The organism is Curtobacterium sp. MEB011 (assembly GCF_030209655.1).
Lineage (GTDB): Bacteria > Actinomycetota > Actinomycetes > Actinomycetales > Microbacteriaceae > Curtobacterium > Curtobacterium poinsettiae.
The window spans coordinates 21,641-43,462 of the sequence record NZ_JARVRN010000011.1; the positions used below are offsets into that span (position 1 = coordinate 21,641).

At 71.2% G+C, this 21,822-nt stretch carries 22 protein-coding genes and 2 tRNA genes; 21 read left to right on the top strand and 3 right to left on the bottom strand.

What is annotated here, in order from left to right:
• Positions 1–196: 196 nt before the first annotated feature.
• The 11 genes from QRN30_RS13370 (at position 197) to QRN30_RS13420 (ending at position 8,022) form a co-directional block, all read left to right on the top strand.
• The gene (locus QRN30_RS13370; protein ID WP_040419670.1) at positions 197–1,480 is read left to right on the top strand and encodes an ABC transporter substrate-binding protein; all 1,284 of its coding nucleotides are present in this window, start codon (positions 197–199) and stop codon (positions 1,478–1,480) included.
• Positions 1,481–1,596: 116 nt separating this feature from the next.
• A complete protein-coding gene (locus tag QRN30_RS13375; protein WP_017887131.1) occupies positions 1,597–2,622 on the top strand; it encodes a carbohydrate ABC transporter permease in 1,026 nt (341 codons plus the stop codon).
• 65 nt (positions 2,623–2,687) lie between these two features.
• On the top strand, positions 2,688–3,530 hold the full coding sequence (locus QRN30_RS13380) for a carbohydrate ABC transporter permease (protein ID WP_051067388.1): 843 nt from the start codon (positions 2,688–2,690) through the stop codon (positions 3,528–3,530).
• Positions 3,531–3,535: 5 nt separating this feature from the next.
• A complete protein-coding gene (locus QRN30_RS13385) occupies positions 3,536–3,994 on the top strand; it encodes a hypothetical protein (RefSeq protein ID WP_017887133.1) in 459 nt (152 codons plus the stop codon).
• A gap of 21 nt (positions 3,995–4,015) precedes the next feature.
• Positions 4,016–5,023: a LacI family DNA-binding transcriptional regulator gene (locus QRN30_RS13390; protein ID WP_284761207.1), complete on the top strand. Its 1,008-nt coding sequence runs from the start codon at positions 4,016–4,018 to the stop codon at positions 5,021–5,023.
• A 147-nt stretch (positions 5,024–5,170) separates the two neighbouring features.
• Positions 5,171–5,806 (top strand): MBL fold metallo-hydrolase, encoded by a 636-nt coding sequence (locus tag QRN30_RS13395; protein ID WP_042539691.1) that lies wholly within the window; start codon positions 5,171–5,173, stop codon positions 5,804–5,806.
• 325 nt (positions 5,807–6,131) lie between these two features.
• Positions 6,132–6,207, top strand: a tRNA-Glu gene (locus QRN30_RS13400).
• 33 nt (positions 6,208–6,240) lie between these two features.
• Positions 6,241–6,316, top strand: a tRNA-Glu gene (locus tag QRN30_RS13405).
• A 271-nt stretch (positions 6,317–6,587) separates the two neighbouring features.
• Positions 6,588–7,034, top strand: a complete 447-nt coding sequence (locus QRN30_RS13410) for a fluoride efflux transporter FluC (RefSeq protein WP_194590454.1) — start codon at positions 6,588–6,590, stop codon at positions 7,032–7,034.
• Positions 7,031–7,420 (top strand): fluoride efflux transporter CrcB, encoded by a 390-nt coding sequence (gene crcB / locus QRN30_RS13415; RefSeq protein WP_042539687.1) that lies wholly within the window; start codon positions 7,031–7,033, stop codon positions 7,418–7,420. The genes QRN30_RS13410 and crcB overlap by 4 nt, the downstream gene beginning before the upstream one ends.
• Positions 7,417–8,022, top strand: coding sequence for a histidine phosphatase family protein (locus tag QRN30_RS13420; RefSeq protein WP_017887138.1), 606 nt, complete (start codon positions 7,417–7,419; stop codon positions 8,020–8,022). Before crcB ends, QRN30_RS13420 begins: the two co-directional genes overlap by 4 nt.
• A gap of 288 nt (positions 8,023–8,310) precedes the next feature.
• Here QRN30_RS13420 and QRN30_RS13425 read toward each other — a convergent pair whose 3' ends face one another.
• On the bottom strand, positions 8,311–9,378 hold the full coding sequence (locus QRN30_RS13425) for an FUSC family protein (protein ID WP_042539685.1): 1,068 nt from the start codon (positions 9,376–9,378) through the stop codon (positions 8,311–8,313).
• A gap of 225 nt (positions 9,379–9,603) precedes the next feature.
• Here QRN30_RS13425 and leuC point away from each other — a divergent pair, with 225 nt between their 5' ends.
• The 6 genes from leuC (at position 9,604) to QRN30_RS13455 (ending at position 16,089) form a co-directional block, all read left to right on the top strand.
• The gene (leuC, locus tag QRN30_RS13430) at positions 9,604–11,061 is read left to right on the top strand and encodes a 3-isopropylmalate dehydratase large subunit (protein WP_017887140.1); all 1,458 of its coding nucleotides are present in this window, start codon (positions 9,604–9,606) and stop codon (positions 11,059–11,061) included.
• On the top strand, positions 11,061–11,657 hold the full coding sequence (gene leuD, locus QRN30_RS13435; RefSeq protein ID WP_017887141.1) for a 3-isopropylmalate dehydratase small subunit: 597 nt from the start codon (positions 11,061–11,063) through the stop codon (positions 11,655–11,657). Before leuC ends, leuD begins: the two co-directional genes overlap by 1 nt.
• Positions 11,657–13,024, top strand: a complete 1,368-nt coding sequence (gene murA, locus QRN30_RS13440) for a UDP-N-acetylglucosamine 1-carboxyvinyltransferase (RefSeq protein ID WP_031259726.1) — start codon at positions 11,657–11,659, stop codon at positions 13,022–13,024. The genes leuD and murA overlap by 1 nt, the downstream gene beginning before the upstream one ends.
• Positions 13,025–13,029: 5 nt before the next feature.
• Positions 13,030–13,854: a lysophospholipid acyltransferase family protein gene (locus tag QRN30_RS13445; RefSeq protein WP_284761208.1), complete on the top strand. Its 825-nt coding sequence runs from the start codon at positions 13,030–13,032 to the stop codon at positions 13,852–13,854.
• A 79-nt stretch (positions 13,855–13,933) separates the two neighbouring features.
• Positions 13,934–14,947 carry an NAD(P)H-dependent glycerol-3-phosphate dehydrogenase gene (locus QRN30_RS13450; protein ID WP_031259730.1) on the top strand — a complete coding sequence of 338 codons (1,014 nt, stop codon included), beginning with the start codon at positions 13,934–13,936 and terminating at the stop codon, positions 14,945–14,947.
• A 59-nt stretch (positions 14,948–15,006) separates the two neighbouring features.
• The gene (locus QRN30_RS13455) at positions 15,007–16,089 is read left to right on the top strand and encodes a D-alanine--D-alanine ligase family protein (RefSeq protein WP_042539679.1); all 1,083 of its coding nucleotides are present in this window, start codon (positions 15,007–15,009) and stop codon (positions 16,087–16,089) included.
• Positions 16,090–16,098: 9 nt separating this feature from the next.
• Here the strand turns inward: QRN30_RS13455 and QRN30_RS13460 are convergent, their stop codons facing one another.
• Entirely contained in the window at positions 16,099–16,581 is a 483-nt protein-coding gene (locus QRN30_RS13460) for a DUF3515 family protein (protein WP_017887146.1), read from the bottom strand.
• Positions 16,582–16,605: 24 nt separating this feature from the next.
• On the opposite strand from QRN30_RS13460, the gene thiL reads away from it, so the two are divergent.
• Entirely contained in the window at positions 16,606–17,601 is a 996-nt protein-coding gene (thiL, locus tag QRN30_RS13465) for a thiamine-phosphate kinase (protein WP_017887147.1), read from the top strand.
• Positions 17,602–17,703: 102 nt separating this feature from the next.
• Here thiL and QRN30_RS13470 read toward each other — a convergent pair whose 3' ends face one another.
• The gene (locus tag QRN30_RS13470; protein WP_017887148.1) at positions 17,704–18,264 is read right to left on the bottom strand and encodes an RsmD family RNA methyltransferase; all 561 of its coding nucleotides are present in this window, start codon (positions 18,262–18,264) and stop codon (positions 17,704–17,706) included.
• Positions 18,265–18,362: 98 nt separating this feature from the next.
• On the opposite strand from QRN30_RS13470, the gene QRN30_RS13475 reads away from it, so the two are divergent.
• The 3 genes from QRN30_RS13475 to QRN30_RS13485 all read left to right on the top strand — a co-directional run bounded on the left by QRN30_RS13475 (position 18,363) and on the right by QRN30_RS13485 (position 21,793).
• Positions 18,363–20,591 (top strand): ATP-dependent DNA helicase RecG, encoded by a 2,229-nt coding sequence (locus QRN30_RS13475; protein ID WP_071251635.1) that lies wholly within the window; start codon positions 18,363–18,365, stop codon positions 20,589–20,591.
• A 38-nt stretch (positions 20,592–20,629) separates the two neighbouring features.
• Positions 20,630–21,115 (top strand): pantetheine-phosphate adenylyltransferase, encoded by a 486-nt coding sequence (coaD, locus tag QRN30_RS13480; protein ID WP_017888275.1) that lies wholly within the window; start codon positions 20,630–20,632, stop codon positions 21,113–21,115.
• A gap of 93 nt (positions 21,116–21,208) precedes the next feature.
• Positions 21,209–21,793 carry a YceD family protein gene (locus QRN30_RS13485; protein WP_017888274.1) on the top strand — a complete coding sequence of 195 codons (585 nt, stop codon included), beginning with the start codon at positions 21,209–21,211 and terminating at the stop codon, positions 21,791–21,793.
• Positions 21,794–21,822: the final 29 nt, after the last annotated feature.

Here is a 21,822-nt window from a genome sequence, read left to right on the forward strand (position 1 = left end):
ACGAGGGTGAGCGCTCACCCAGGAAGACACGGGAAGCTCATGGGTCACGCTCAGGTCACGGATCCGATGCAACCGGTTGCGCTCCGGTCGGACCGGGCGTAGCTTCCTCCTCCAGCAGGCAGTGTCGCCTGCTCCAGGGCGGCGGTGTCGTGCTCCGACCGAGCCGTCCTGGTGATCTCAACGAGGAGACAACGCTGTGAAGACAACACGCGCCAGGGTGCGGTTCGCGTCCGTTGCGGGGGTCGCGGTCATCGGGCTCGTGCTCACCGGATGCTCGAGCGGCAGCTCGGCGGACGACGACGCCAAGAGCGGCCAGGACAGCCGCGGACCCATCACCTACGTGCAGGGCAAGGACAACTCGAACGTCGTCCGCCCGCTGATCGCGAAGTGGAACAAGGCCCACCCGGACGAGAAGGTCACCTTCAAGGAACAGTCCGACCAGGCCGACCAGCAGCACGACGACCTGGTGCAGCACTTCCAGGCCAAGGACGAGAACTACGACGTCGTCGACGTGGACGTCGTCTGGACCGCCGAGTTCGCCGCGAAGAAGTGGCTCACGCCGCTCACCGGCGAGATGAAGCTCGACACCTCGAAGCTCCTGCCGTCGACGGTGAAGACCGCGACCTACAACGACACCCTCTACGCCGCGCCGCAGACCTCGGACGGCGCGCTGCTCTACTACCGCAAGGACCTCGTCAAGACGCCCCCCACCACGTGGAAGGAGATGATGGACGACTGCACGATCGCGAAGGCTGCCGGCATCGGTTGCTACGCGGGGCAGTTCGCGAAGTACGAGGGCCTCACCGTCAACGCGTCCGAGGCGATCAACGGCTCCGGCGGTTCGGTGCTCGGCAGCGACGGTGCTCCCGACGTCGACACCGACAAGGCGAAGGCCGGTCTGCAGAACCTGGTCGACGCGTTCCAGGACGGGAACATCCCGGCCGAGGCGATCACCTACCAGGAGGAGCAGGGCCGCACCGCGTTCGAGGACGGCAAGCTGCTGTTCCTGCGCAACTGGCCCTACGTCTACAGCCTCGCCAAGACCGACGGCTCGTCGAAGGTCAAGGACACCTTCGGCATCGCGCCGATCCCCGGTGCCGACGGCGTCGGAGCCTCGACGCTCGGTGGGCACAACGCGGCCATCAGCGTGTACTCGAAGCACAAGGCGACGGCGCACGACTTCCTCGAGTTCCTGACCTCGGACGAGACGCAGAAGTTCTTCGCGACCCAGGGCTCGCTCGCACCGGTCGTCGGTGACCTCTACACGGACCCCGAGCTGACGAAGCAGCTGCCCTACCTGCCGACGCTGCTCAAGTCGATCGAGTCGGCGGAGCCGCGCCCGGTCACGCCGTTCTACCCGGCCGTCACGAAGGCGATCCAGGACAACACCTACGCGGCGCTCAAGGGGTCGAAGTCGGTCGACGAAGCCATGAAGGACATGCAGGACGCCCTCAAGGCCGCGACCGACAGCGGGAGCTAGCGGCCGCACCGCGGCTTCCGCCGCACCTTCCGGACAGGAGGCCCGTGGCGGGTCCGCCACGGGCCTCCCCTCCGTCCCCACTTGCGTTCCGACACCCCCGGCAAGGAGGCCGACACGTGTCAGCAGCAACCGAGATCCCCGCAGCCGTCCCGAACCCGACGGGCACGGAACCGAAGCCCCAGCGGCGCAAGGGCGGGCTCAACGCCGAGCACGGCCGGTGGGCCGTGTACCTCATCGGCCCGACGATCGTGCTCCTGGCGGTCGTCATCGGGTACCCCGTGGTCAGCGCGGTCATCCAGTCGTTCCAGCTCGACCAGGGCCTCGACAAGGCGACCGGTCTGTTCGTCGAGGGCGGCTTCGCCGGCGTCACGAACTACGTGCACTGGCTCGGCCAGCGGTGCGGGGACGTCGCGTGCCCACCCGGCAACCTCGGCTCCCAGTTCTGGGTCGCCTTCGGGAACACGTTCTTCTTCACGATCGTGACCGTGGTCCTCGAGACCGTCATCGGTCTGTGGATGGCGATCATCATGAACCGCAACTTCAGGGGCCGCGCCCTCGTCCGCGCCGCCATCCTGGTGCCGTGGGCGATCCCGACCGCCGTCACCGCGAAGCTCTGGTACTTCATCTTCGACGCGAACGGCGTGCTCAACCACGTGATCGGGCACCAGGTCCTCTGGTTCTCCGACGAGTGGGCGTCTCGGTTCGCGATCGTCATCGCCGACACCTGGAAGACGACGCCGTTCATGGCGTTGCTGATCCTCGCGGGCCTGCAGCTCATCCCCGAGGACGTCTACGAGGCGGGGAAGATGGACGGCGCTTCGACGCTCCAACGCTTCTTCCTCATCACGCTGCCGCTCGTCCGGCCGGCCCTGATGGTCGCCATCCTGTTCCGTGTCCTCGATGCCCTGCGCATCTACGACCTCATCGCGATCATGACCGGCGGTGGTGGTGGTTCCGGGAACGCGACCGTGTCGCTGTCGGTGCTGGTCGTCGACCAGATCCGGCAGGGGTTCAACGCCGCATCCGCCCTGTCCACCATCACGTTCCTCATCGTCTTCATCGTCGCGTTCGTCTTCGTCCGGTTCCTCGGCGCGAACGTCGTGCAGACGCAGGCAGCCCAGCAGAAGGGTGAACTCAAGTGACCCTCGCAGCAGATCGTCCCCGCCGCACCACCGCGACCCGCGACCGGGCGACGGACCGTCCCGACGTGCGGGTCCGACGCGAGACGGGCCCGAAGCTCCGGACCGCCGTGCAGGCCGTCGTCATCGCCGTCTGGTGCCTCCTGCCGTTCTACTGGATGGTGGTCACGAGCTTCCGCGAGGTCGGGTACACGTTCGACGCCACCCCGTGGTTCACCCACGTGACCCTCGACAACTACGCGACCGCGTTCTCGACGGCACTGGGCAACCACCTCGGCCGAGCCCTCCTGAACAGCGTGTTCATCGGCGTCGCCGTGACCGTCATCGCCCTGCTCGTCGGCACCACGGCGGCGTACGCGCTGGCCCGGCTCGAGTTCCGCGGCAAGTCGTTCATCGCCGGTGCGATCCTGGCCGCGTCGATGTTCCCCGGTGTCGCCCTCATCTCGCCGCTGTTCCAGCTGTTCACCGACATCGGCTGGATGGGGTCGTACCAGGCACTCATCCTGCCGAGCATCTCGTTCGTGCTGCCCTTGACCGTGTACACGCTCGCGTCGTTCTTCCGCGAGATGCCGTGGGACCTCGAAGAGGCCGCCCGCATCGACGGGTGCACCCGGGTGCAGGCGTTCCGGCGGATCATCCTGCCGCTCGCGGCGCCCGCGGTGTTCACCACGGCGATCCTGGCGTTCATCTCGAGCTGGAACGAGTACCTCATCTCGTCGCAGCTCTCGAGCGACGCGACACAGCCGGTGACCGTGGCGATCGCCTCGTTCGCCGGGTCGCAGCCGCACCAGGAGCCCTACACGGCGGTGATGGCCGCCGGCACGATCGTCACGATACCGCTCGTGGTCCTCGTGTTGATCTTCCAGCGGCGCATCGTGGCGGGGCTCACCGCCGGCGGCGTGAAGGGCTGACGGCCATGGCCCAGCGCGGACCCACCCGTCCCACCGCCCACATCGAGGAATCGATCGGCTTCGTCGGCATGTTCGGCGTGCTGTTCCTCGGCGTCACGGTGTTCTGCGAGCTCACCGGGCGACCGGCACTCGGCTGGGCGCTCACCCTGCTGGTGTGCGTGCTCGGCGTCGTCGCCCTCGACCGCTGGCGGGTGCGGGTGCTCCGCCGGCACGCCGAGGTCGACGGTGTCGGTGCCACTCCCGCCATCGCTGGGTTCCGCACCGCGCGCGGCGACGACCACCGGCGCCGGCCACGACCCTCCGCGGACGGGCGGGTGCACCGGCACAGCGGGTGGGACGAGCTCGCACCAGCCGGTCGTCGAGCGCCGCACGGCGCCCGCCGGGCCGCAGCGGCCGTCGCGCACGCAACCCCCGGCACTGCGGCCGACCGACCGGCGGACGTGACGCACGGGACGGACGGCTGACGGGCCTCCCGGGTCGCACCGATGGGGATCCAGGAGATCGCGACCGTCACGGGGCTGTCGAAGTCGACGGTGTCGCGGGCGCTCCGCGGCATGTCGAACGTGGCCGACACCACGATCGACGAGGTGCGCCGGGTCGCCGACGAACTCGGGTACGTCCCGAGCTCGGCGGCGGCCGGTCTCGCCACCGGTCGTCAGCGCGCCGTCGGGGTGGTCGTGCCCGTCATCGACCGCTGGTTCTCCGTGAAGGCGCTCGGCGGTGTCGACGCGGAGCTCCGCCAGGCCGGGTACGACCTGGTCCTCTACAACCTCGGCGGCCCGGGCGGCGACCGCGACCGGGCGTTCCGACGCTCGATGCTGCGGCACCGCGTCGACGGCCTCGTCCTGCTCTCCCTGGTGCTCGACGCCACCGAACGGGCCGAGCTCGAACTCAGTCGGCACCCGATGGTCGTCATCGGCGGCCCGGCACCGGGCCTGCGGAACGTGGGCGTCGACGACCGCGAGGTCACCCGGGTCGCCGTCGAGCACCTGCACGGACTCGGGCACCGGCGGATCGCCTACGTGGGCGGCCAGGACGAGGCCGGCCTGAACGTCGCCGTGCCGCACCTGCGTCGGGACGGGTTCCTCGACGCGGTGCGGTCGGCGGGGTCCGCGGTGCCGGAACGGTGGTCCCTGGACGGCCGGTTCTCGTTCGCCGGTGGGACCGCCGCCGGGGCCGTGCTGTTCGCCGAGCCGGCGACCGCGCGACCGACGGCGGTGCTCTGCGCCTCGGACGAGATGGCCCTCGGCGTCCTGCTGGCCGCGCACCGAGCCGGCCTCGCAGTACCCGAGGCCGTGTCCGTGATGGGGATCGACGGCCACGAGTTCGGTGCCACCGTCGGACTCACCACCGTCGCGCAGGACCCGGTCGCCCAGGGGCGGACCGCGGCGCGGGCGGTGCTCGCCGAGGTCGACGGCGGTGTGGCCGGCCCGATCGCGGCGGCACCGGCGCACCTGGTCGCCCGCGCGTCGACGGGGCCGCCGCCGGGGTGAGGTCGGCGGCGCGTAGGTGGCGTGGGTGGCGTGGGCGTGGTCGACTCGGAACGACGTTCCGGATGTCGTGCGACAACGGCGGTGTCGATCCGAGTCGACGCAGCCCCAGCGGCCCTCCCTCGCTCGGCTCGGCGTAGCCTCGCCCGCATGGAGGTCACGAAACTCGAACACGCCTGCCAGATCATCACCGAGGGCAACACCCGCTTGGTGCTCGACCCGGGCAACTTCACCCGCCCGGTCGACGTCACGGGTGTCGTCGCCGTCGTCGTGACCCACGAGCACCCGGACCACGTCACGCCCGAACAGCTGCACCGGATCCTCGCCGCCGACCCCGACGCCGTGGTGTTCGGCCCCGAAGGCGTCCGCGCGGCGCTCGCCGACTCCGGCATCGCGGTCGAGGTCGTGACCGACGGCGACCACCGCACCGTCGGCCCGTTCGAGCTCTCCTTCCACGGCACCCGACACCAGCTCATCCACTCCTCGGTGCCGATCGTCGACAACACCGGCGTGCTCGTGAACGGCCGGCTGTTCCACCCGGGGGACTCATACACGGACCCGGGCGTCCCCGTCGAGGTCCTCGCAGCGCCCGTCGGGGCACCGTGGCTCAAGGTCGGCGAGATGATGGACGCCGTCGCCGCGATCGCGCCGTCCCGCGCGTACCCGATCCACGAGGCCACGCTCTCCGACATCGGCTACAACATGCACACGGGGCGGCTGCGCGAGGCCGTCGAACCCGCGGGGTCGCTCGTCGTGCTGCGGCCGGGGGAGTCGCTCACGATCTGACCGCGCGGGCGGACGGGAGGCCCGTGGCGGGCCCGCCCCGCGCCTCCCTTCCGAGGGGCGGTCGCGTCCACGGCCGCGCGACCGATGCGTGCGCATGTTGCGACAGACTGCGCGTCGTTCGACGGGTGTTTCGTCGCTCGATGCGCACGCAACGGATGCGTGTGCAGGTTGCGACAGAACGCGCGTCGTTCGACCGGTGTTCCGTCGGAATCTGCACGCGCAGCGAGCGCCGTATGCCGGGCGCAGCACGACGGCGCACCCGGGCGACACGCCCCGTTTTGGTACGGATGCAGGGCTTGTGCAATACTTGTCGAGTTGTCGGAACGGCCCCATCGTATAGCGGCCTAGTACGCTGCCCTCTCACGGCGGTAACGCGGGTTCGAATCCCGCTGGGGTCACCACAGGTGACATGCTCCGAGTCCGACAACAGCCGCGGCCCCATCGTATAGCGGCCTAGTACGCTGCCCTCTCACGGCGGTAACGCGGGTTCGAATCCCGCTGGGGTCACCAGCACACGAAACCCCCGCCGAGCTCCTGCTCTGCGGGGGTTTCGTCGTCCCCTCCGACAGGCGGTGTCGACCCGGCTCGGCATATGTGCGCATCCACAGACCGTCCAGGTGCGGGCGATCGCGGGCGCCGCGGGTGGGGCGGTACGCTGTCGACGTCGCCAGACCCGGCAGTGGGGCCTGCCGGACCCAACCGCGCACCAGCCGCCAACGGTCCCTATCCCGAACACCGCACGCGCGGAGCCGATCCGGCGTGCTCGGCGATAGGAGTACCGATGACCGATGAGCGCCCACCACACCTGCGATGGGGCTTCATCACCCTGGTCGCCCTCGGCGGCGCGATCGGGACCACCGTCCGCGCACTGCTCGCTGCGGCGTTCCCCGCACACGACGGCATCAGCTGGACCATCCTGGCGATCAACGTCGTCGGGGCGTTCTGCCTCGGGTTCCTGCTCGACGCGCTCGCACGCCGCGGCGCCGACGTCGGTCGTCGTCGCGCGGCCCGCCTGTTCGTCGGCACCGGCGTCCTGGGCGGCTTCACGACCTACAGCACGCTCGCGGACGACACCGCGCAGCTGCTCGACCTCGGCCGGTGGACGGCCGGCAGCGGGTACGCCCTGCTGTCGGTCGTGCTCGGACTCGCCGCGGTCGTCCTCGGTCTCTGGGTCGCCGCGGCCACCCGGCCCCGCACCCGCCCGGAACCGCTGCAGGATGCCCGATGAGCCCCGTCGAACTGCTCCTCGTCGCGGTCGGCGGGGGAGCAGGCGCCGCGCTGCGCTTCGTGCTCGACGGCCTCGTCAAGGGCCGCGTGGCCCGTTCGCGGTTCGCCGGGTTCCCGGTCGGCACGCTGCTCATCAACGTGTCCGGGTCGCTCCTGCTCGGCGTGCTGACGGGCCTCGGACAGGCCGGCACCATCCCCGCCTCGACGGTCGCGGTGCTCGGGACGGGCATGATGGGTGGGTACACGACGTTCTCGACGGCGAGCGTCGAGACCGTACAGCTCCTCCGATCCGGCAAGACCCGGCTCGCCGTCCTGAACGGCCTCGGGATGCTCGTCGTCTCGGTCGGCGCAGCTGCGCTCGGCCTCTGGATCGGAAGGAACTCATGACCTCGGAACGCCCCGGCGAACTCGTCCTCGTCCGTCACGGAGAGACGGAGTGGTCGAAGAGCGGGCAACACACCGGCCGCACCGACATCCCGCTCACCGACAACGGCGTCGAGCAGGCGAAGCGCGCAGGCCGGTACCTCGGGGACCGGTCGTTCGCGCTGGCGCTGTCGAGCCCGCTGCAGCGCGCCCGCGACACCGCACACCTGATCGGCGTCGAGCCGGAGCTCGACGAGGACCTGTACGAGTGGGACTACGGCGCGTACGAGGGCCTCACCACCCCGCAGATCAAGGTGCTGCGCCACGGACCGTGGGACCTGTGGACCGACGGCGTCCCCGCCGGCGACACTCCCGGTGAGAACGCTGCCGAGGTCCGGGTCCGCGTCGAGCGCATCCTGAACCGTGCCCGTCCGGTGCTCGCCGAGGGCCACGACGCCGTGTTCATCGCGCACGGCCACGTGCTGCGGGCGCTCGGCGCCGCGTGGATCCGGCTCGCACCGCAGGACGGTGCCGTGCTGAAGCTCGGCACCGCTTCGGTCAGCGTCCTGGGCTACGAGCACGGCCGCCCCGTCATCGACGCCTGGAACATCCAGCCGCGCGACTGACGCGCTGGTGGGGCGTCCGGTGCTCACGAAAGCGACAGACCCGCGGCACCCGGTGCGGTCCCGTCCGCGAGGGCGACAGACCTCCGCGGTTGTTCCGCAGCGATCTGTCGCTTTCGCAGGGCGCGGTGGTCGTGACCACGGACGGACGGGAGGCCCGTGGCGGCCCCGCCACGGGCCTCCCGTCCGTCGTCCGCGCCCGTTCCTTCCCCTGTCACGCGCGATGGCAGGCGGAATCGGGCATCCCTGGTCGGAAGGAATGACCAGGAACGCCCGGAACGACCGGGTGCGTCAGACCGTGCGGATCGCGCTCGTCGCACCGAGGGCACGGCCGCGCCGGCGCTCGATCGCACGCCCGACGAGCAGCAGCCCCACGCTGACCACGGCACCGAGCACGGTCTGCGCGATCCGGTCGAGCGCGAGCAGCTGGGGCGCCTCGGGCAGGCTCAGCCACGAGACCGCCAACGCAAGCGGGGTGAGGAACAGCAGGCACACGGCGTAGTTCCGGGCGACGAAGATCTCGGCGAAGAACTGCCCGACGACGGCCAGCACGACGATCCACCACGCCGACGGTTCGAGCAGCAGGACGCCGACCGCGACCACGGTGCCCCCGATCGTGCCGACCACACGCTGCCCGGCGCGGACGACGGTGTGCCGCTGCCGGATCGCCGGCAGCGTAGAAACCACCGCGATGACGGCCCAGTACGGGTGGCCGAGTCCGGGGATCGACTCCGCGACCGCACCGGCGACGAGTGACCCGACGACGTTGAGCCCGACGGTCTCCCACAGCGCCGGGGTCCCGAGGACCGCGAGCGAGCGGTGCTTGCGGTCGGCCAGCGGGCGGAACCGGTGCGGGGCGTGCGGGTGGAGCACCCGGCGGAGCACCGAACCGGACATCGCGACGAGCCAGGCCCAGACCACCGAGCACACGATGATCGTCGCGACGAGCGGGACGTCCGCCGGACGCATCGGGACGAGTGCGGACACGACGAACGCGAACACCGGGAAGATCGGCTGAGCGGGGATCGCCCGGAGCGCGGAGAGGGTGCAGACCGCGACCACCAGGACGACGACGAGACCCACGGCCTGCAGCCAGAGCGGCGACCCGACGAGCCCGACCCCGACGCCGGCGAACATGCAGAGCGTCTGCAGTGCACCCGCGACGCCGGTGGTGACGGCACGCTGCCGGTAGGGCTCGGTCGCACCGAAGATGGCGGTGAACCCGGCGAACATGGCGAAGGCGGCGTACCCGGGCATCCCGAGGGCGATGAGCAGCGCGAGCGGTGCGCCACCGGCGATCGCGGCGCGGGCCGCGCCCTCGAGGTTGATGGTCCGGGTCGAGTGCGCAGGTGTCGTCATGTCGTCCCCATCTTCCCACCGCGACAGGTGTCGGGGAGTCGCCCCGGGCCTCCAGGCCGCGCCGTCACGGGGTGACGGGCGTGCGACGGCGGGGTGACGGGCCCGCGACGGACGGGGTGCCGCATGTGCGACGGGCGGGGTGCCGCGCGTTGGTATACCAATGGTAGAGTCGCCTGATCGTGCCGCGGTCGCGGCGCAACGACGAGGACGAGGAGGGCCGGGCTCATGGGAAAGACGCTCGCCGAGAAGGTGTGGGACGACCACGTCGTGGTCAAGGGTGAGGACGGCAACCCCGACCTCCTCTACATCGACCTCCACCTCGTGCACGAGGTGACGAGTCCGCAGGCGTTCGACGGCCTGCGGCAGGCCGGTCGGCCGGTCCGTCGCCTCGACCTGACGATCGCGACCGAGGACCACAACACCCCCACGCTCGCCATCGACCGCCCCATCGCGGACCCGACGAGCCGGATCCAGATCGAGACCCTCCGTCGCAACTGCGAGGAGTTCGGCGTCCGCCTGCACTCCCTGGGTGACAAGGAGCAGGGCATCGTCCACGTGGTCGGCCCGCAGCTCGGCCTCACCATGCCCGGCATCACCGTGGTCTGCGGCGACTCGCACACCAGCACCCACGGGGCCTTCGGCGCGATGGCCTTCGGCATCGGCACGTCCGAGGTCGAGCACGTCCTCGCCACGCAGACCCTGCCGCTCAAGCCGTTCAAGACGATGGCGATCACGGTCGAGGGCACGCTGCGCCCCGGGGTGACGGCGAAGGACATCATCCTGGCCGTCATCGCGAAGATCGGCACCGGCGGCGGCCAGGGCTACGTGCTCGAGTACCGCGGCTCCGCGATCCGCGCGCTCTCGATGGAGGGGCGCATGACGATCTGCAACATGTCGATCGAGGCCGGTGCCCGCGCCGGCATGGTCGCCCCCGACCAGACGACCTACGACTACGTGCAGGGCCGCGACCACGCCCCGACCGGTGCGGACTGGGACGACGCCGTCGCCTACTGGGAGACCCTCGCCACCGACGACGACGCCGTGTTCGACGCCGAGGTGTTCATCGACGCCGACGACCTCGAGCCCTTCGTCACCTGGGGCACGAACCCCGGCCAGGGCGTCTCGCTGTCCGAGAACGTGCCGGACCCGTCGAGCTACAGCGACCCCAACGACCAGGCCGCAGCACGCCGAGCCCTGGGGTACATGGACATCACCGCCGGCACCCCGATGAAGGACATCGCCGTCGACGCGGTGTTCATGGGGTCCTGCACGAACTCGCGCATCGAGGACCTGCGGGCCTTCGCGTCGATCATCAAGGGCCGCACCAAGGCCGACGGCGTCCGGGTGATGGTCGTGCCCGGCTCCGCCCGCGTCCGGCTCGAGGCCGAGGCCGAGGGGCTCGACAAGGTGTTCACCGAGTTCGGCGCCGAGTGGCGGTTCGCCGGCTGCTCGATGTGCCTCGGCATGAACCCGGACCAGCTGGCACCGGGGGAGCGCTGCGCGAGCACCTCGAACCGCAACTTCGAGGGGCGCCAGGGCAAGGGCGGCCGTACGCACCTGGTCTCGCCGCTCGTCGCCGCGGCCACCGCGGTGCGCGGCACGCTGTCGAGCCCGTGGGACCTGGAGACCGACGACGAGATCGCGGCGGCGACGTCCGCCACCGCCACCGAGGGGACCTTCTGATGGACAAGATCACCACCGTCACCGGCATCGCGGCCCCGCTCAAGCGGTCCAACGTCGACACCGACCAGATCATCCCCGCGGTCTACCTGAAGCGCGTCACGAAGACCGGCTTCGAGGACGCCCTGTTCTCCGGGTGGCGCCAGGACCCCGACTTCGTCCTCAACCAGGAGCGCTACCAGGGCGCCCGCGTCCTGATCGCCGGCCCCGACTTCGGCACCGGGTCGTCCCGCGAGCACGCCGTCTGGGCGCTCCGTGACTTCGGCTTCTCGGTCGTGATCTCGCCCCGGTTCGCGGACATCTTCCGGGGCAACGCCGGCAAGCAGGGCCTGGTCACCGCGATCGTGACCGAACCGGAAGTCGAGCGGCTGTGGGCCGTCATCGAGGCGAACCCGGGCGTCGAGGCGACGGTCGACCTCGTGACGCAGCGCGTGTCGCTGGGGGATGTGGACGTCCCCTTCGAGATCGACGCTTACACTCGTTGGCGGTTGATGGAAGGGCTCGACGACATCGGGCTCACCCTCCGTGACGAGACCTCGATCACGGAGTTCGAATCCCGCCGCTCCAGTTGGCGGCCGAAGACATTGCCGGTGAAGTAGTGAACTCTCTCGTACAGGACGCAGCGGCCGCAGGGGCGCGCGTGGGCCTCACGTCGGACGAGATCGTCATCCGCGGGGGCAAGCCCCTCGTGGGGCGCATCGAGGTCCGTGGGGCGAAGAACCTCGCGACCAAGGCCATGGTGGCGTCGCTGCTCGGTGACACCCCGTCGATCCTCCGTGACGTGCCGGACATCTCCGACGTCAAGGTGGTCCGCGGGCTGCTCGAGGTGCACGGCGTGCGCATCACCGATCCGGCACGAGGCGAGCTCATCCTCGACCCGTCGCGCGTCGAGTCGGCGCACTTCGCCGAGATCGACGCCCACGCCGGCTCGAGCCGCATCCCGATCCTGTTCTGCGGCCCGCTGCTGCACAAGCTCGGCGAGGCGTTCATCCCCGACCTCGGCGGCTGCCGCATCGGCGACCGCCCGATCGACTTCCACCTCGACGCGCTCCGCGCCATGGGCGCGGTCGTCGACAAGCAGGTCAACGGCATCCACCTGACGGCCCCGGACGGCCTGACCGGCGCCTCCATCGAGCTGCCGTACCCGAGCGTCGGCGCCACCGAGCAGGTCCTGCTCTCGGCGACCCTCGCCAAGGGCGTCACGGAGCTGCGGAACGCCGCGATCGAGCCCGAGATCATGGACCTCATCGCGATCCTGCAGAAGATGGGCGCCATCGTCTCGGTCGAGCCGAACCGCGTCATCTTCATCGAGGGTGTCGAGTCGCTCCGCGGCTACACGCACCGTGCGATCAACGACCGCAACGAGGCCGCGAGCTGGGCCTCCGCAGCGCTCGCCACCAACGGCGACATCTTCGTCGAGGGTGCGAACCAGCAGGAGCTCATGACGTTCCTCAACGTCTTCCGCAAGGTCGGCGGCGGGTTCGACATCCAGGAGGACGGCATCCGGTTCTACCGCGAGCTGGACACCCTGAAGCCCGTCGTCATCGAGACCGACGTGCACCCCGGCTTCATGACGGACTGGCAGCAGCCGCTCGTCGTCGCGCTGACGCAGGCCGACGGCCAGAGCATCGTGCACGAGACCGTCTACGAGAACCGCTTCGGCTTCACCGACGCCCTGAACGAGATGGGTGCCGACATCGTCGTGCACAAGGAGGGGCTCCCCGGCCACGACCGCCGTGTCGCCCGCCGACCGTTCGAGCAGGCCGCCGTCGTCACCGGGCCCACGAAGCTGCACGCCGCGAACGTCCGCGTCCCCGACCTGCGCGGTGGCTTCAGCCACCTCATCGCGGCGCTGACCGCCGAGGGCGAGTCGCACATCACCAACGTCGGCATCATCAGCCGCGGCTACGAGCACTTCATCCCGAAGCTGCGCAAGCTCGGCGCCGACTTCGACTTCGCTGGGTAGGCACCGTGCGGGCTGAAGGAAAGGGTGACGGTCTGGAGGCCCGTGGCGGCTCCGACGCGCAGGTAGCGACCGGCGTCCCAGTGCGTGGGCGCCGGTGGCGCCGCGGCGAGCTGAACACCGCGTTCCGCATCGTCGCCTCCATCGTCATCCCGACGTTCCGGTTCTCGGCGCGCTACCACTGGCACGGCCCGAACCGCCTGCCGGCGGAGGGCGCGTTCGTGCTCGCGCCGAACCACTTCACGAACATCGACCCGCTGGTCGTGGGCACCGCCGTGTACATCTCGAAGCGGGCGCCGCGGTTCCTGGCGAAGGCGTCGCTGTTCACGGTCCCCGTGGTCGGCAAGCTCATGTCCGGCATGGGGCAGATCCCGGTCGAACGCTCCGGCCGGACGCGTCTGAGCGACCCGCTCGGCGGCGGCCGGTCGCTCGTCGAGCAGGGCGGGGCGATCATCGTCTACCCCGAGGGCACGCTCACGCGCGACCCGGACCTGTGGCCGATGCGCGGCAAGACGGGCGCGGTCCGGATCGCGCTCGAGAACGACGTCCCGATCATCCCGATGGCCCACTGGGGCACGCAGAACATCATGGCGCGGTACGGCAAGAAGCTCCGGCTGTTCCCGCCGTCGCGCGTCGACGTGATCATCGGCGACCCGGTCGACCTGTCGGCGTACCGCGGTCGGCCGATCGACCAGCAGATGCTCGGCGAGGCCACCGAACTCGTCATGCGCGAGATCACCGCGCTGCTCGAGGTGCTCCGTGGTGAACGGGCACCCGCGACCCGCTGGGACCCGGCGGCGAACAACCAGAAGGAGACCGGCCGGTTTGAGTGACCTCCGCCCCCACGACGACCGACCCGACCCCGCTGCGGCGGCTCCCGGGGCCTTCGACACCGCTGCGATCCGGGTGGTCATGCAGTCGACCGACAAGCCCCGGGTGGCCGTCATCGGTGCCGGCAGCTGGGGCACCACGTTCGCGAAGGTGCTGGCCGAGGGCGGTGCGTCCACCGTGGTGTGGGCAAGGCGCCCCGAGGTCGCCCGCGAGATCACCGAGACCAAGCGCAACTCGGACTACCTGCCCGGCATCAACCTGCCGCGCACGCTGACCGCCTCGACGTCCCTCGAGCGCGTGCTCGACGGTGCCTCGCAGGTGTACGTCTCGGTGCCCTCGCAGACCCTGCGATCGAACCTCGCCGCGATCCGCGAGCTGCTGCCCGCCGACGTGCCGGTCGTCAGCCTGATGAAGGGCGTCGAGAAGAGCACGGGGCTGCGGATGAGCGAGGTCCTGCTGCAGGGCCTCGGCATCGACCAGGACCGCATCGCCGTGGCCAGCGGGCCGAACCTGGCGCTCGAGATCGCCCGCCGGCAGCCGACCGCCGCCGTGGTGTCGTCGTCCTCGCTGGAGACCGCCACCGACGTCGCCGCCGTCGCGACGAACCCGTACTTCCGGTCGTTCATCAACACCGACGTCATCGGCACCGAGTTCGGCGGCGTGCTGAAGAACCTCATCGCCGTGGCGATCGGCATCGTCGACGGGGTCGGCTACGGCGAGAACACCAAGGCCTCGATCATCACCCGCGGCCTGGCCGAGATGACCGACTTCGCGGTGTCGCTCGGTGCGCAGTCGTCCACGCTGTCCGGGCTCGCGGGCCTCGGCGACCTCATCGCCACGTGCCAGTCGCCGCTGTCGCGGAACAACACCGCCGGGCGGCTGCTCGGTCAGGGCTACCGGTTCGACGAGGTCGTCCGCCAGATGAACCAGACGGCGGAGGGGCTGGCCTCGGTCGCCCCGATCCTCGAGCTGGCCGCGGCGAACGGTGTCGACATGCCCATCGTCAGCCAGGTCGGCGAGGTCCTCGCCGGTAGGCTCGATCCGCGCAACATCGCGCCGCACCTCACCGAGACCGACGAGCCGCAGGGCGAGTGACCGGTCCCGCACCGAGTCACGAAGGGACTCCCGTGCCCACGATCCCCGAGGGAACCCCCATGCCCAGGACCACCGTCGCCGTGCTCTTCGGCGGTCGATCGAGCGAGCACGAGATCAGCTGCGTGACCGCAGGCGGCATCATGGACGTCGTCGACCGGTCCGAGTACGACCTGGTGCCGATCGGGATCACCCAGGACGGTGCCTTCACGCTGCAGTCCGACGACCCGGCGCAGTGGACGATCCGCGACGGCGCGCTGCCGACCGTGGCCGACAACGGCACGCGGATCGCGTTCCCGACGTCCCCGGCCACGAACGAACTCGTCGTGTCGCACCCCGACGGCACCGTCACCGCGATCCCGGTCGACGTGGTGTTCCCGATCCTGCACGGCCCCTTCGGTGAGGACGGCACGATCCAGGGCCTGCTCGAGATCGCCGGGCTGCCCTACGTCGGCGACGGCGTGCTCGCGAGCGCCCTGGCGATGGACAAGCACGTCGCCAAGGCCGTGCTCGAGCACGCCGGGCTGCGGGTCGCCCCGTGGACCACGGTGCTCCGCCGGCAGTGGGCGGCCGACCCGGTCGACGTCGCCGAGACGGTCGCGGCACACGGCTGGCCGCTGTTCGTCAAGCCGGCCCGAGCGGGATCGAGCATGGGCGTCTCGCGCGTCGACGACCCCTCGCAGCTGGGTGCCGCCATGGACCTGGCGTTCGAGCACGACTCCAAGGTCATCATCGAGCCGCGGGTGATCGGCCGCGAGGTCGAGGTGGCCGTGCTCGAGGGGCGCGACGGTGCGCCGCGGACGAGCCTGCCCGGCGAGATCGTGGTGGCCGAGGACGGCTTCTACGACTTCGCCTCGAAGTACCTGGGCGGCGACGAGTCGCTCCTCTGCCCGGCCCCGCTGACCGAGGCGCAGACCGACGAGATCCGCTCGATCGGCGCGCGCGCGTTCGAGGCCATCGGCGGTTCGGGCCTGGCCCGTGTCGACTGCTTCCTGACCGACGACGGCTTCGTCGTGAACGAGGTCAACACGATGCCGGGCTTCACGCCGCTGTCGATGTACCCGCGCTGCTGGGCGGCGTCGGGCGTGTCCTACGGCGAGCTGGTCACCGAGCTCATCGAACTGGGTCGCGCCGCCGTCCGCTGACCAGGTCGGTCAGCCCTGCACGTCCGCCGGGTCGAGGCACTCGTGTCCGTCCTTCGGCAGCGACGACACGGCGTCGGACAGCTCCTGCACGACCGACGTGGTCTTCGTCGAGTCGACGACGACCTGCACGGCCGGCGACCGTCCGAACGTGGTGAAGACGACCTGGTCGCCGCGGTCGTCGCGGATCCAGTCGACGCCGCCCTGCGAGAAGCACGGCAGGTCGGACACGGTGGGCACGGCGACGCCGCAGTGGTAGATCGCCACCTCGGGGTCGCCCCAGGCCGCCGTGGCCTGTGCGTTCGTGTTCCGCAGGTCGAACTTGGAGCCCACGGTCGCGGGCAGTCGGACCTGCACGGCGGCACACGCTGCGGCGTCGGCCGACGGCGCTGCGGTCATCGAGACGGCGTTCGTGCACCCGGTCAGCCCGGCGGCGAGGGTGATCACGACCCCGACGATCGCGAGGGTCCGAGGGGTGCGGCGCGCGGTGTCCATCGCCGTCCAGGCTACCGTTCTCGTGTGGACGCGACGGACGACGCCTGGACCGGACCGACGGTGGGGGAGCTCGGCGAACTCGTCGTCCTCGACCGGATCACGAGCCGCCTGCCGACCGGGACGCCGATCCTCGGCCCCGGTGACGACTGCGCGGTGGTGGCAGCACCCGACGGTCGGTTCGTCGTCACGACCGACATGATGGTCCACGGTCCGGACTTCCGGTGGGCATGGTCGTCGCCGACGGACGTCGGGTGGAAGGCCGCCGCCACGAACCTCTCCGACGTCGCGGCGATGGGTGCGGTGCCGAGTGGCCTCGTGATCGCCCTGGCCGCGCCGCAGGACACCCCCGTCGCGGTCCTCGAGGGCATCGCCGACGGCTTCCGGCTCGCCGTCGACGCGCTCGCGCCGGGGTGCGGGGTGGTCGGTGGGGACCTCTCCACCTCGGCCACGTTCACGGTCACCGTCACCGCCTTCGGGGACCTGCGCGGCCTCGCACCCGTGCTGCGGTCGGGCGCCGGGGTCGGTGACGTGCTCGCGGTGTCCGGCGAGACGGGTCGTGCCGCACGTGGGCTGTCCCGGCTGTTCCGCGACGGCGTGGACGACCGGGGCGAGCCGGACCGCGCAGCGACCGTGACGAGCGGCGCCGACACGGACCCCGACGTCGGACGGCAGCGTCGCCCGGTACCGCCGATCGCCGACGGCCCGCTCGCCGCGCAGACGGGGGCCACCGCGATGCTCGACCTGTCGGACGGCCTGGCGATCGATGCCGGCCGGATGGCACGCGCGAGCCGCGTCACGCTGGAGATCGACGCCGAGGCCGAACTCGACGACGCCGCGCTGCACGGCGGCGAGGACCACGGACTCCTCGCCACGTTCCCGGCCGACGTCGTCCTGCCCGGGGGCTTCCGCCGCATCGGCGTCGTGCGGGAGCGTGGCGACGCAGACCTGTTGCGCGCCGGCTCCCCGGTGCCGACGACCGGCTGGGACCCCTACGCCGACTGGGACGGCGCCGCCGGCTGACCCGGCTGACCCGATCCGGTCGGTGCAGGACCGTGTTGCGACAGGACACGCGTCGTTCGACACGTGCACTGTCGCAGAGCGCGTGCACAGGCGCACCGCGCCTCAGTCGGCGGCGACGGCCTCCCACGCGACGGTCTCGCCGTAGCTGCGCTTGCTGAACGGCGCGAGCCCCGTCGGCCAGGTGGGTTCGGGGGAGCGCTTGCTCCGCTCGACCACGACGACGGCGTCGGGAGTCAGCTTCGGCGCCAGCGCCTCGAGCACCTCGGCGAGCTCGTGCTCCGTGACGTCGTAGGGCGGGTCGATGAACACCAGGTCGAAGGTGCGGACGGTTCCGCGCAGGTACCCGAGCACGGGCTGCGGCTGCACGTCGATCCGGACACCGGGGATCCGCTGCTGCACCGCCTTCGCGTTCGCCCGGCACGCCTGCGCCGCTGCGGACGCCCGGTCCACCAGGACCACCTCGACGGCCCCGCGCGATGCCGCTTCGAGCCCGAGCGCGCCCGTGCCCGCGTACAGGTCGGCCACCGACGTGTCCTCGACCAGTCCCCGCGCCTCGAGCGACGAGAACAGCGCCTCACGCACGCGGTCGCTCGTCGGCCGGGTGCCGGACTTCGGCACGCGGAGCGTCAGGGAGCCGGCGGCGCCGGCGATGATGCGGGTCATGCAGCCACCGTATCGGCCCGGCGGGTCCGTTCCGGCGTTCTCCACAGGCCCGTTCGGGAGGCGCGGGTGGGGTCGGTCGTGCCCGGTACCGTTGGACCGTGGTCACCTCCGGAACCCCCGCTGCGCCGGCCGCGCCCGACCTCGGTCCGGCGCCGCTCGACGCGCGGCTCGCGAACGTCCTCGGCGGTCGGACGGCGACCGCGATCGAGAAGGCCTTCGGCTACCGCACGGTGGGGGAGTTCCTCGAGCACGCGCCGCGTCGGTACGCCGAGCGTGGTGCGCTGACGGCCCTCGACTCGCTCGCGATCGGCGAACCGGTCACCATCGTGGCCGAGGTGGTCGACGTCCGCGAACGCACGATGCGCGCGCGTCGTGGCTCCATCCTCGAAGCGAAGATCGGTGACGGCAAGGGGCTGCTCACCCTGACGTTCTTCAACCAGGGATGGCGCACGAAGGACCTCGTGCCCGGCGCCCGCGGCATCTTCTCCGGCAAGGTCAGCGACTACCGCGGTGCCCGGCAGCTCGCCCACCCGGACTACGAGCTGTTCGACCCGGACGACCCACGGGCCACCGCCGACCCCGGTTCCGACGAAGCGATCCGGTGGTCGCGCCAGCCGATCCCGATCTACCCGGCGACGGCCTCGCTCACCTCGTGGCAGATCGCGAAGTCCATCGGCATCGTCCTCGACACCCTGCCGGACCTGCCCGACCCCGTGCCCGCGTCCGCGCGGTCCCGGCTCGACCTCGTGCCGTTCCGCCGGGCTCTCGAACTGCTGCACCGCCCCGAGAAGGTCGCCGACTTCAAGCGCGCGCAGGACGCCCTGCGCTACCGCGAGGCGTTCGTGCTGCAGACCGCCCTGGTGCAGCGCCGGATCGCGGCCCGTCGCACCGCGGCGACGCCGCGCGTGGCCGCTCCCGGTGGCATCCTCGAACGCTTCGACGCCACCCTGCCCTTCACGCTGACCGACGACCAGCGTGCCGTCGGTGCCGACATCGACCACGACCTCGCCCGTACCTGGCCCATGCACCGCCTGATCCAGGGTGAGGTCGGTTCCGGCAAGACCCTCGTGGCGATCCGGGCCATGCTCACCGTGGCCGAGTCCGGCGGGCAGTCCGCGCTCATCGCCCCGACCGAGGTGCTCGCGGCGCAGCACCTGCGGTCCATCGTGAAGTTCCTCGGTCCGGACCTGGCGGCCGAACTCCGACCGGTGATCCTGACGGGGTCGCAGTCCACCGACGAACGCCGTCGTGCCCTGCTCGCCGCGGTGTCGGGCAGCTCACGGCTGGTCGTCGGCACCCACGCCCTCCTGGGCGACCGGGTGGACTTCGCCGAGCTCGGACTCGTGGTGGTCGACGAGCAGCACCGCTTCGGCGTCGAGCAGCGCGAGGCCCTCCGCACCAAGGGCACGACCCCGCCGCACGTGCTCGTGCTCACGGCCACACCGATCCCGCGCACCGTCGCGATGACCGTGTTCGGCGACCTCGACGTCTCGACCATCACGGGCATGCCGTCGGGGCGTGCCGGCGTCGAGACCTTCACCGTCCCGCTGGCGGAGCACCCCGGCTGGGAGCCCCGGATCTGGTCGCGGATGGCCGAGGAACTCGCGAAGGGCCGGCAGGCGTTCGTCGTCTGTCCGGCCATCGACGACGCCCACACCGAGGACGACGGGGAGCCGGAACCCGCCGAGGCCGAGGCCGACGCCCCGAAGCGCGCTCCTGCGACCGTCCTCGCCACGGCCGAGCGGATGCGCACCATGCCCGCGCTCGAGGGGCGCTCGATCGCGGTCCTGCACGGCCGGATGACCGCCGACGAGAAGGACCGCGTGATGACGTCCTTCGCCGCCGGTGACCTCGACGTCGTCGTGGCCACGACCGTGATCGAGGTCGGGGTCGACGTGCCGAACGCGGCGATGATGGCGGTCCTCGACGCCGACCGGTTCGGTGTCTCGCAGCTCCACCAGCTGCGCGGTCGCATCGGCCGTGGGCAGTGGGCCGGTGTCTGCCTGCTCGTCACCACGGCCGAGCTCGAGACCACCTCGCGTGAGCGCGTCGACGCGGTGGCCGCCTCGGACGACGGCTTCGAGCTCGCCCGGATCGACCTCGAGCTCCGACGCGAAGGCGACGTCCTGGGTGAACGGCAGTCCGGTGGGCGGTCCTCGCTCAACCTGCTCCGGGTGGTCGAGCACGCGGACCTCATCGTCGACGCGCGCGAAGAAGCCGAGCGGGTGCTCGAACCCGACCCGGAGCTCGAGGGTTCGCCGGCCCTCCGTGACGCGCTCGCCCGGCGCCTCGACGAGTCCGACGCGGCGTTCCTCGGCAAGAACTGACCCGGGGGCACGACGGCGCGCGCGGTATCGTCGCTGCCATGGCGCAGATCGCGGTGGTCCCCGGTTCCTTCGACCCCGTCACCCTCGGGCACCTCGACGTCATCGGCCGCGCGGCCGGGCTCTTCGACGAGGTGCACGTCCTCGTGGTGCACAACCCCGACAAGAAGCCGGCGATGTTCGAGGCGGTCGACCGGGTCCGGCTCATCCGGGACTCGCTGGTCGAGGTCGGCGCGCCCGGGACGGTCACGGTCGGCGAATGGACGTCGGGCCTGCTGGTCGACTACTGCCGACAGGTCGGCGCGAAGGTCCTGGTGAAGGGCGTGCGGTCCGGCGAGGACGTCGCGTACGAGACCCCGATGGCCATCATGAACCGCCACCTGGCCGACGTCGAGACGGTGTTCCTGCTGCCCGAGGCGTCACGGGCGCACGTGTCGAGCTCGCTCATCCGCCAGGTGTCGTCCCTCGGCGGCGACGTCACGCCCTACGTGCCGAAGACCGTCGCGGACGCCCTCGCGGCCCGCTGAGCGTCCCCGGGGCGGCATCGCGTCCGGACACGCCTGTCGCCACCTCGACTCTCGGCCTGGATCGCGCTAGGCTTGTCGATCGTGTCTTCCCCCGTGAACAGCCCCTACGCCCTGCGCGTGCGCGACCTCGCGCACCGGCCGGGCGAGATGCGCGAGCACTCGCTCGACATCGAGGTGCCCGACGCGATGGGGGCCGGTCTGATCGCCGTCCGCCAGGGTGCGGAACTGCGGATCGACGTCAAGCTCGAAGGCCTGCACGAGGGCGTCCTCGTGTCCGGGCACGCTTCAGCCGACGCCGCGGGGGAGTGCTCGCGCTGCCTCATCGACATCAGCGAACCGATCGAGGTCGATTTCGCCGAGCTGTTCGCGTATGATGCCTCGGAGGATTTCGACTTCTTCGTTCGCGATGACCACGTGGACACCGAACAGGTCGTTCGAGATGCGGTGGTGCTGTCGCTGCCGTTCCAGCCGGTCTGCCGACCGGACTGCCCAGGACTCGACCCGGTGACGGGTGAGCGTCTGGCCGACCTCGGCGAGCAGCCCGCTCGTCAGGTGATCGACCCCCGGTGGGCAGCGCTCAGCGGGATCGCTCTCGACGACAGTGCTGCAGGATCCACCGACGGTGACACCACCGCACCGAAGACCACCGAGGGCGAGGAGCGGGCCGAGACCGAGTAGGTCCCGACACCGCCAGCCCCCGTTCCGAC

What these genes read in the sequence shown, in the direction of transcription:
- QRN30_RS13385 (WP_017887133.1), top strand. Translation starts at nt 3,536, where the DNA reads ATGGCCCAGCGCGGACCCACCCGTCCCACCGCCCACATCGAGGAATCG.
- QRN30_RS13390 (WP_284761207.1), top strand. Translation starts at nt 4,016, where the DNA reads ATGGGGATCCAGGAGATCGCGACCGTCACGGGGCTGTCGAAGTCGACG.
- QRN30_RS13395 (WP_042539691.1), top strand. Translation starts at nt 5,171, where the DNA reads ATGGAGGTCACGAAACTCGAACACGCCTGCCAGATCATCACCGAGGGC.
- QRN30_RS13410 (WP_194590454.1), top strand. Translation starts at nt 6,588, where the DNA reads ATGACCGATGAGCGCCCACCACACCTGCGATGGGGCTTCATCACCCTG.
- crcB (WP_042539687.1), top strand. Translation starts at nt 7,031, where the DNA reads ATGAGCCCCGTCGAACTGCTCCTCGTCGCGGTCGGCGGGGGAGCAGGC.
- QRN30_RS13420 (WP_017887138.1), top strand. Translation starts at nt 7,417, where the DNA reads ATGACCTCGGAACGCCCCGGCGAACTCGTCCTCGTCCGTCACGGAGAG.
- QRN30_RS13425 (WP_042539685.1), bottom strand. Translation starts at nt 9,378, where the DNA reads ATGACGACACCTGCGCACTCGACCCGGACCATCAACCTCGAGGGCGCG.
- leuC (WP_017887140.1), top strand. Translation starts at nt 9,604, where the DNA reads ATGGGAAAGACGCTCGCCGAGAAGGTGTGGGACGACCACGTCGTGGTC.
- leuD (WP_017887141.1), top strand. Translation starts at nt 11,061, where the DNA reads ATGGACAAGATCACCACCGTCACCGGCATCGCGGCCCCGCTCAAGCGG.
- QRN30_RS13450 (WP_031259730.1), top strand. Translation starts at nt 13,934, where the DNA reads ATGCAGTCGACCGACAAGCCCCGGGTGGCCGTCATCGGTGCCGGCAGC.
- QRN30_RS13455 (WP_042539679.1), top strand. Translation starts at nt 15,007, where the DNA reads ATGCCCAGGACCACCGTCGCCGTGCTCTTCGGCGGTCGATCGAGCGAG.
- QRN30_RS13460 (WP_017887146.1), bottom strand. Translation starts at nt 16,581, where the DNA reads ATGGACACCGCGCGCCGCACCCCTCGGACCCTCGCGATCGTCGGGGTC.
- QRN30_RS13470 (WP_017887148.1), bottom strand. Translation starts at nt 18,264, where the DNA reads ATGACCCGCATCATCGCCGGCGCCGCCGGCTCCCTGACGCTCCGCGTG.
- coaD (WP_017888275.1), top strand. Translation starts at nt 20,630, where the DNA reads ATGGCGCAGATCGCGGTGGTCCCCGGTTCCTTCGACCCCGTCACCCTC.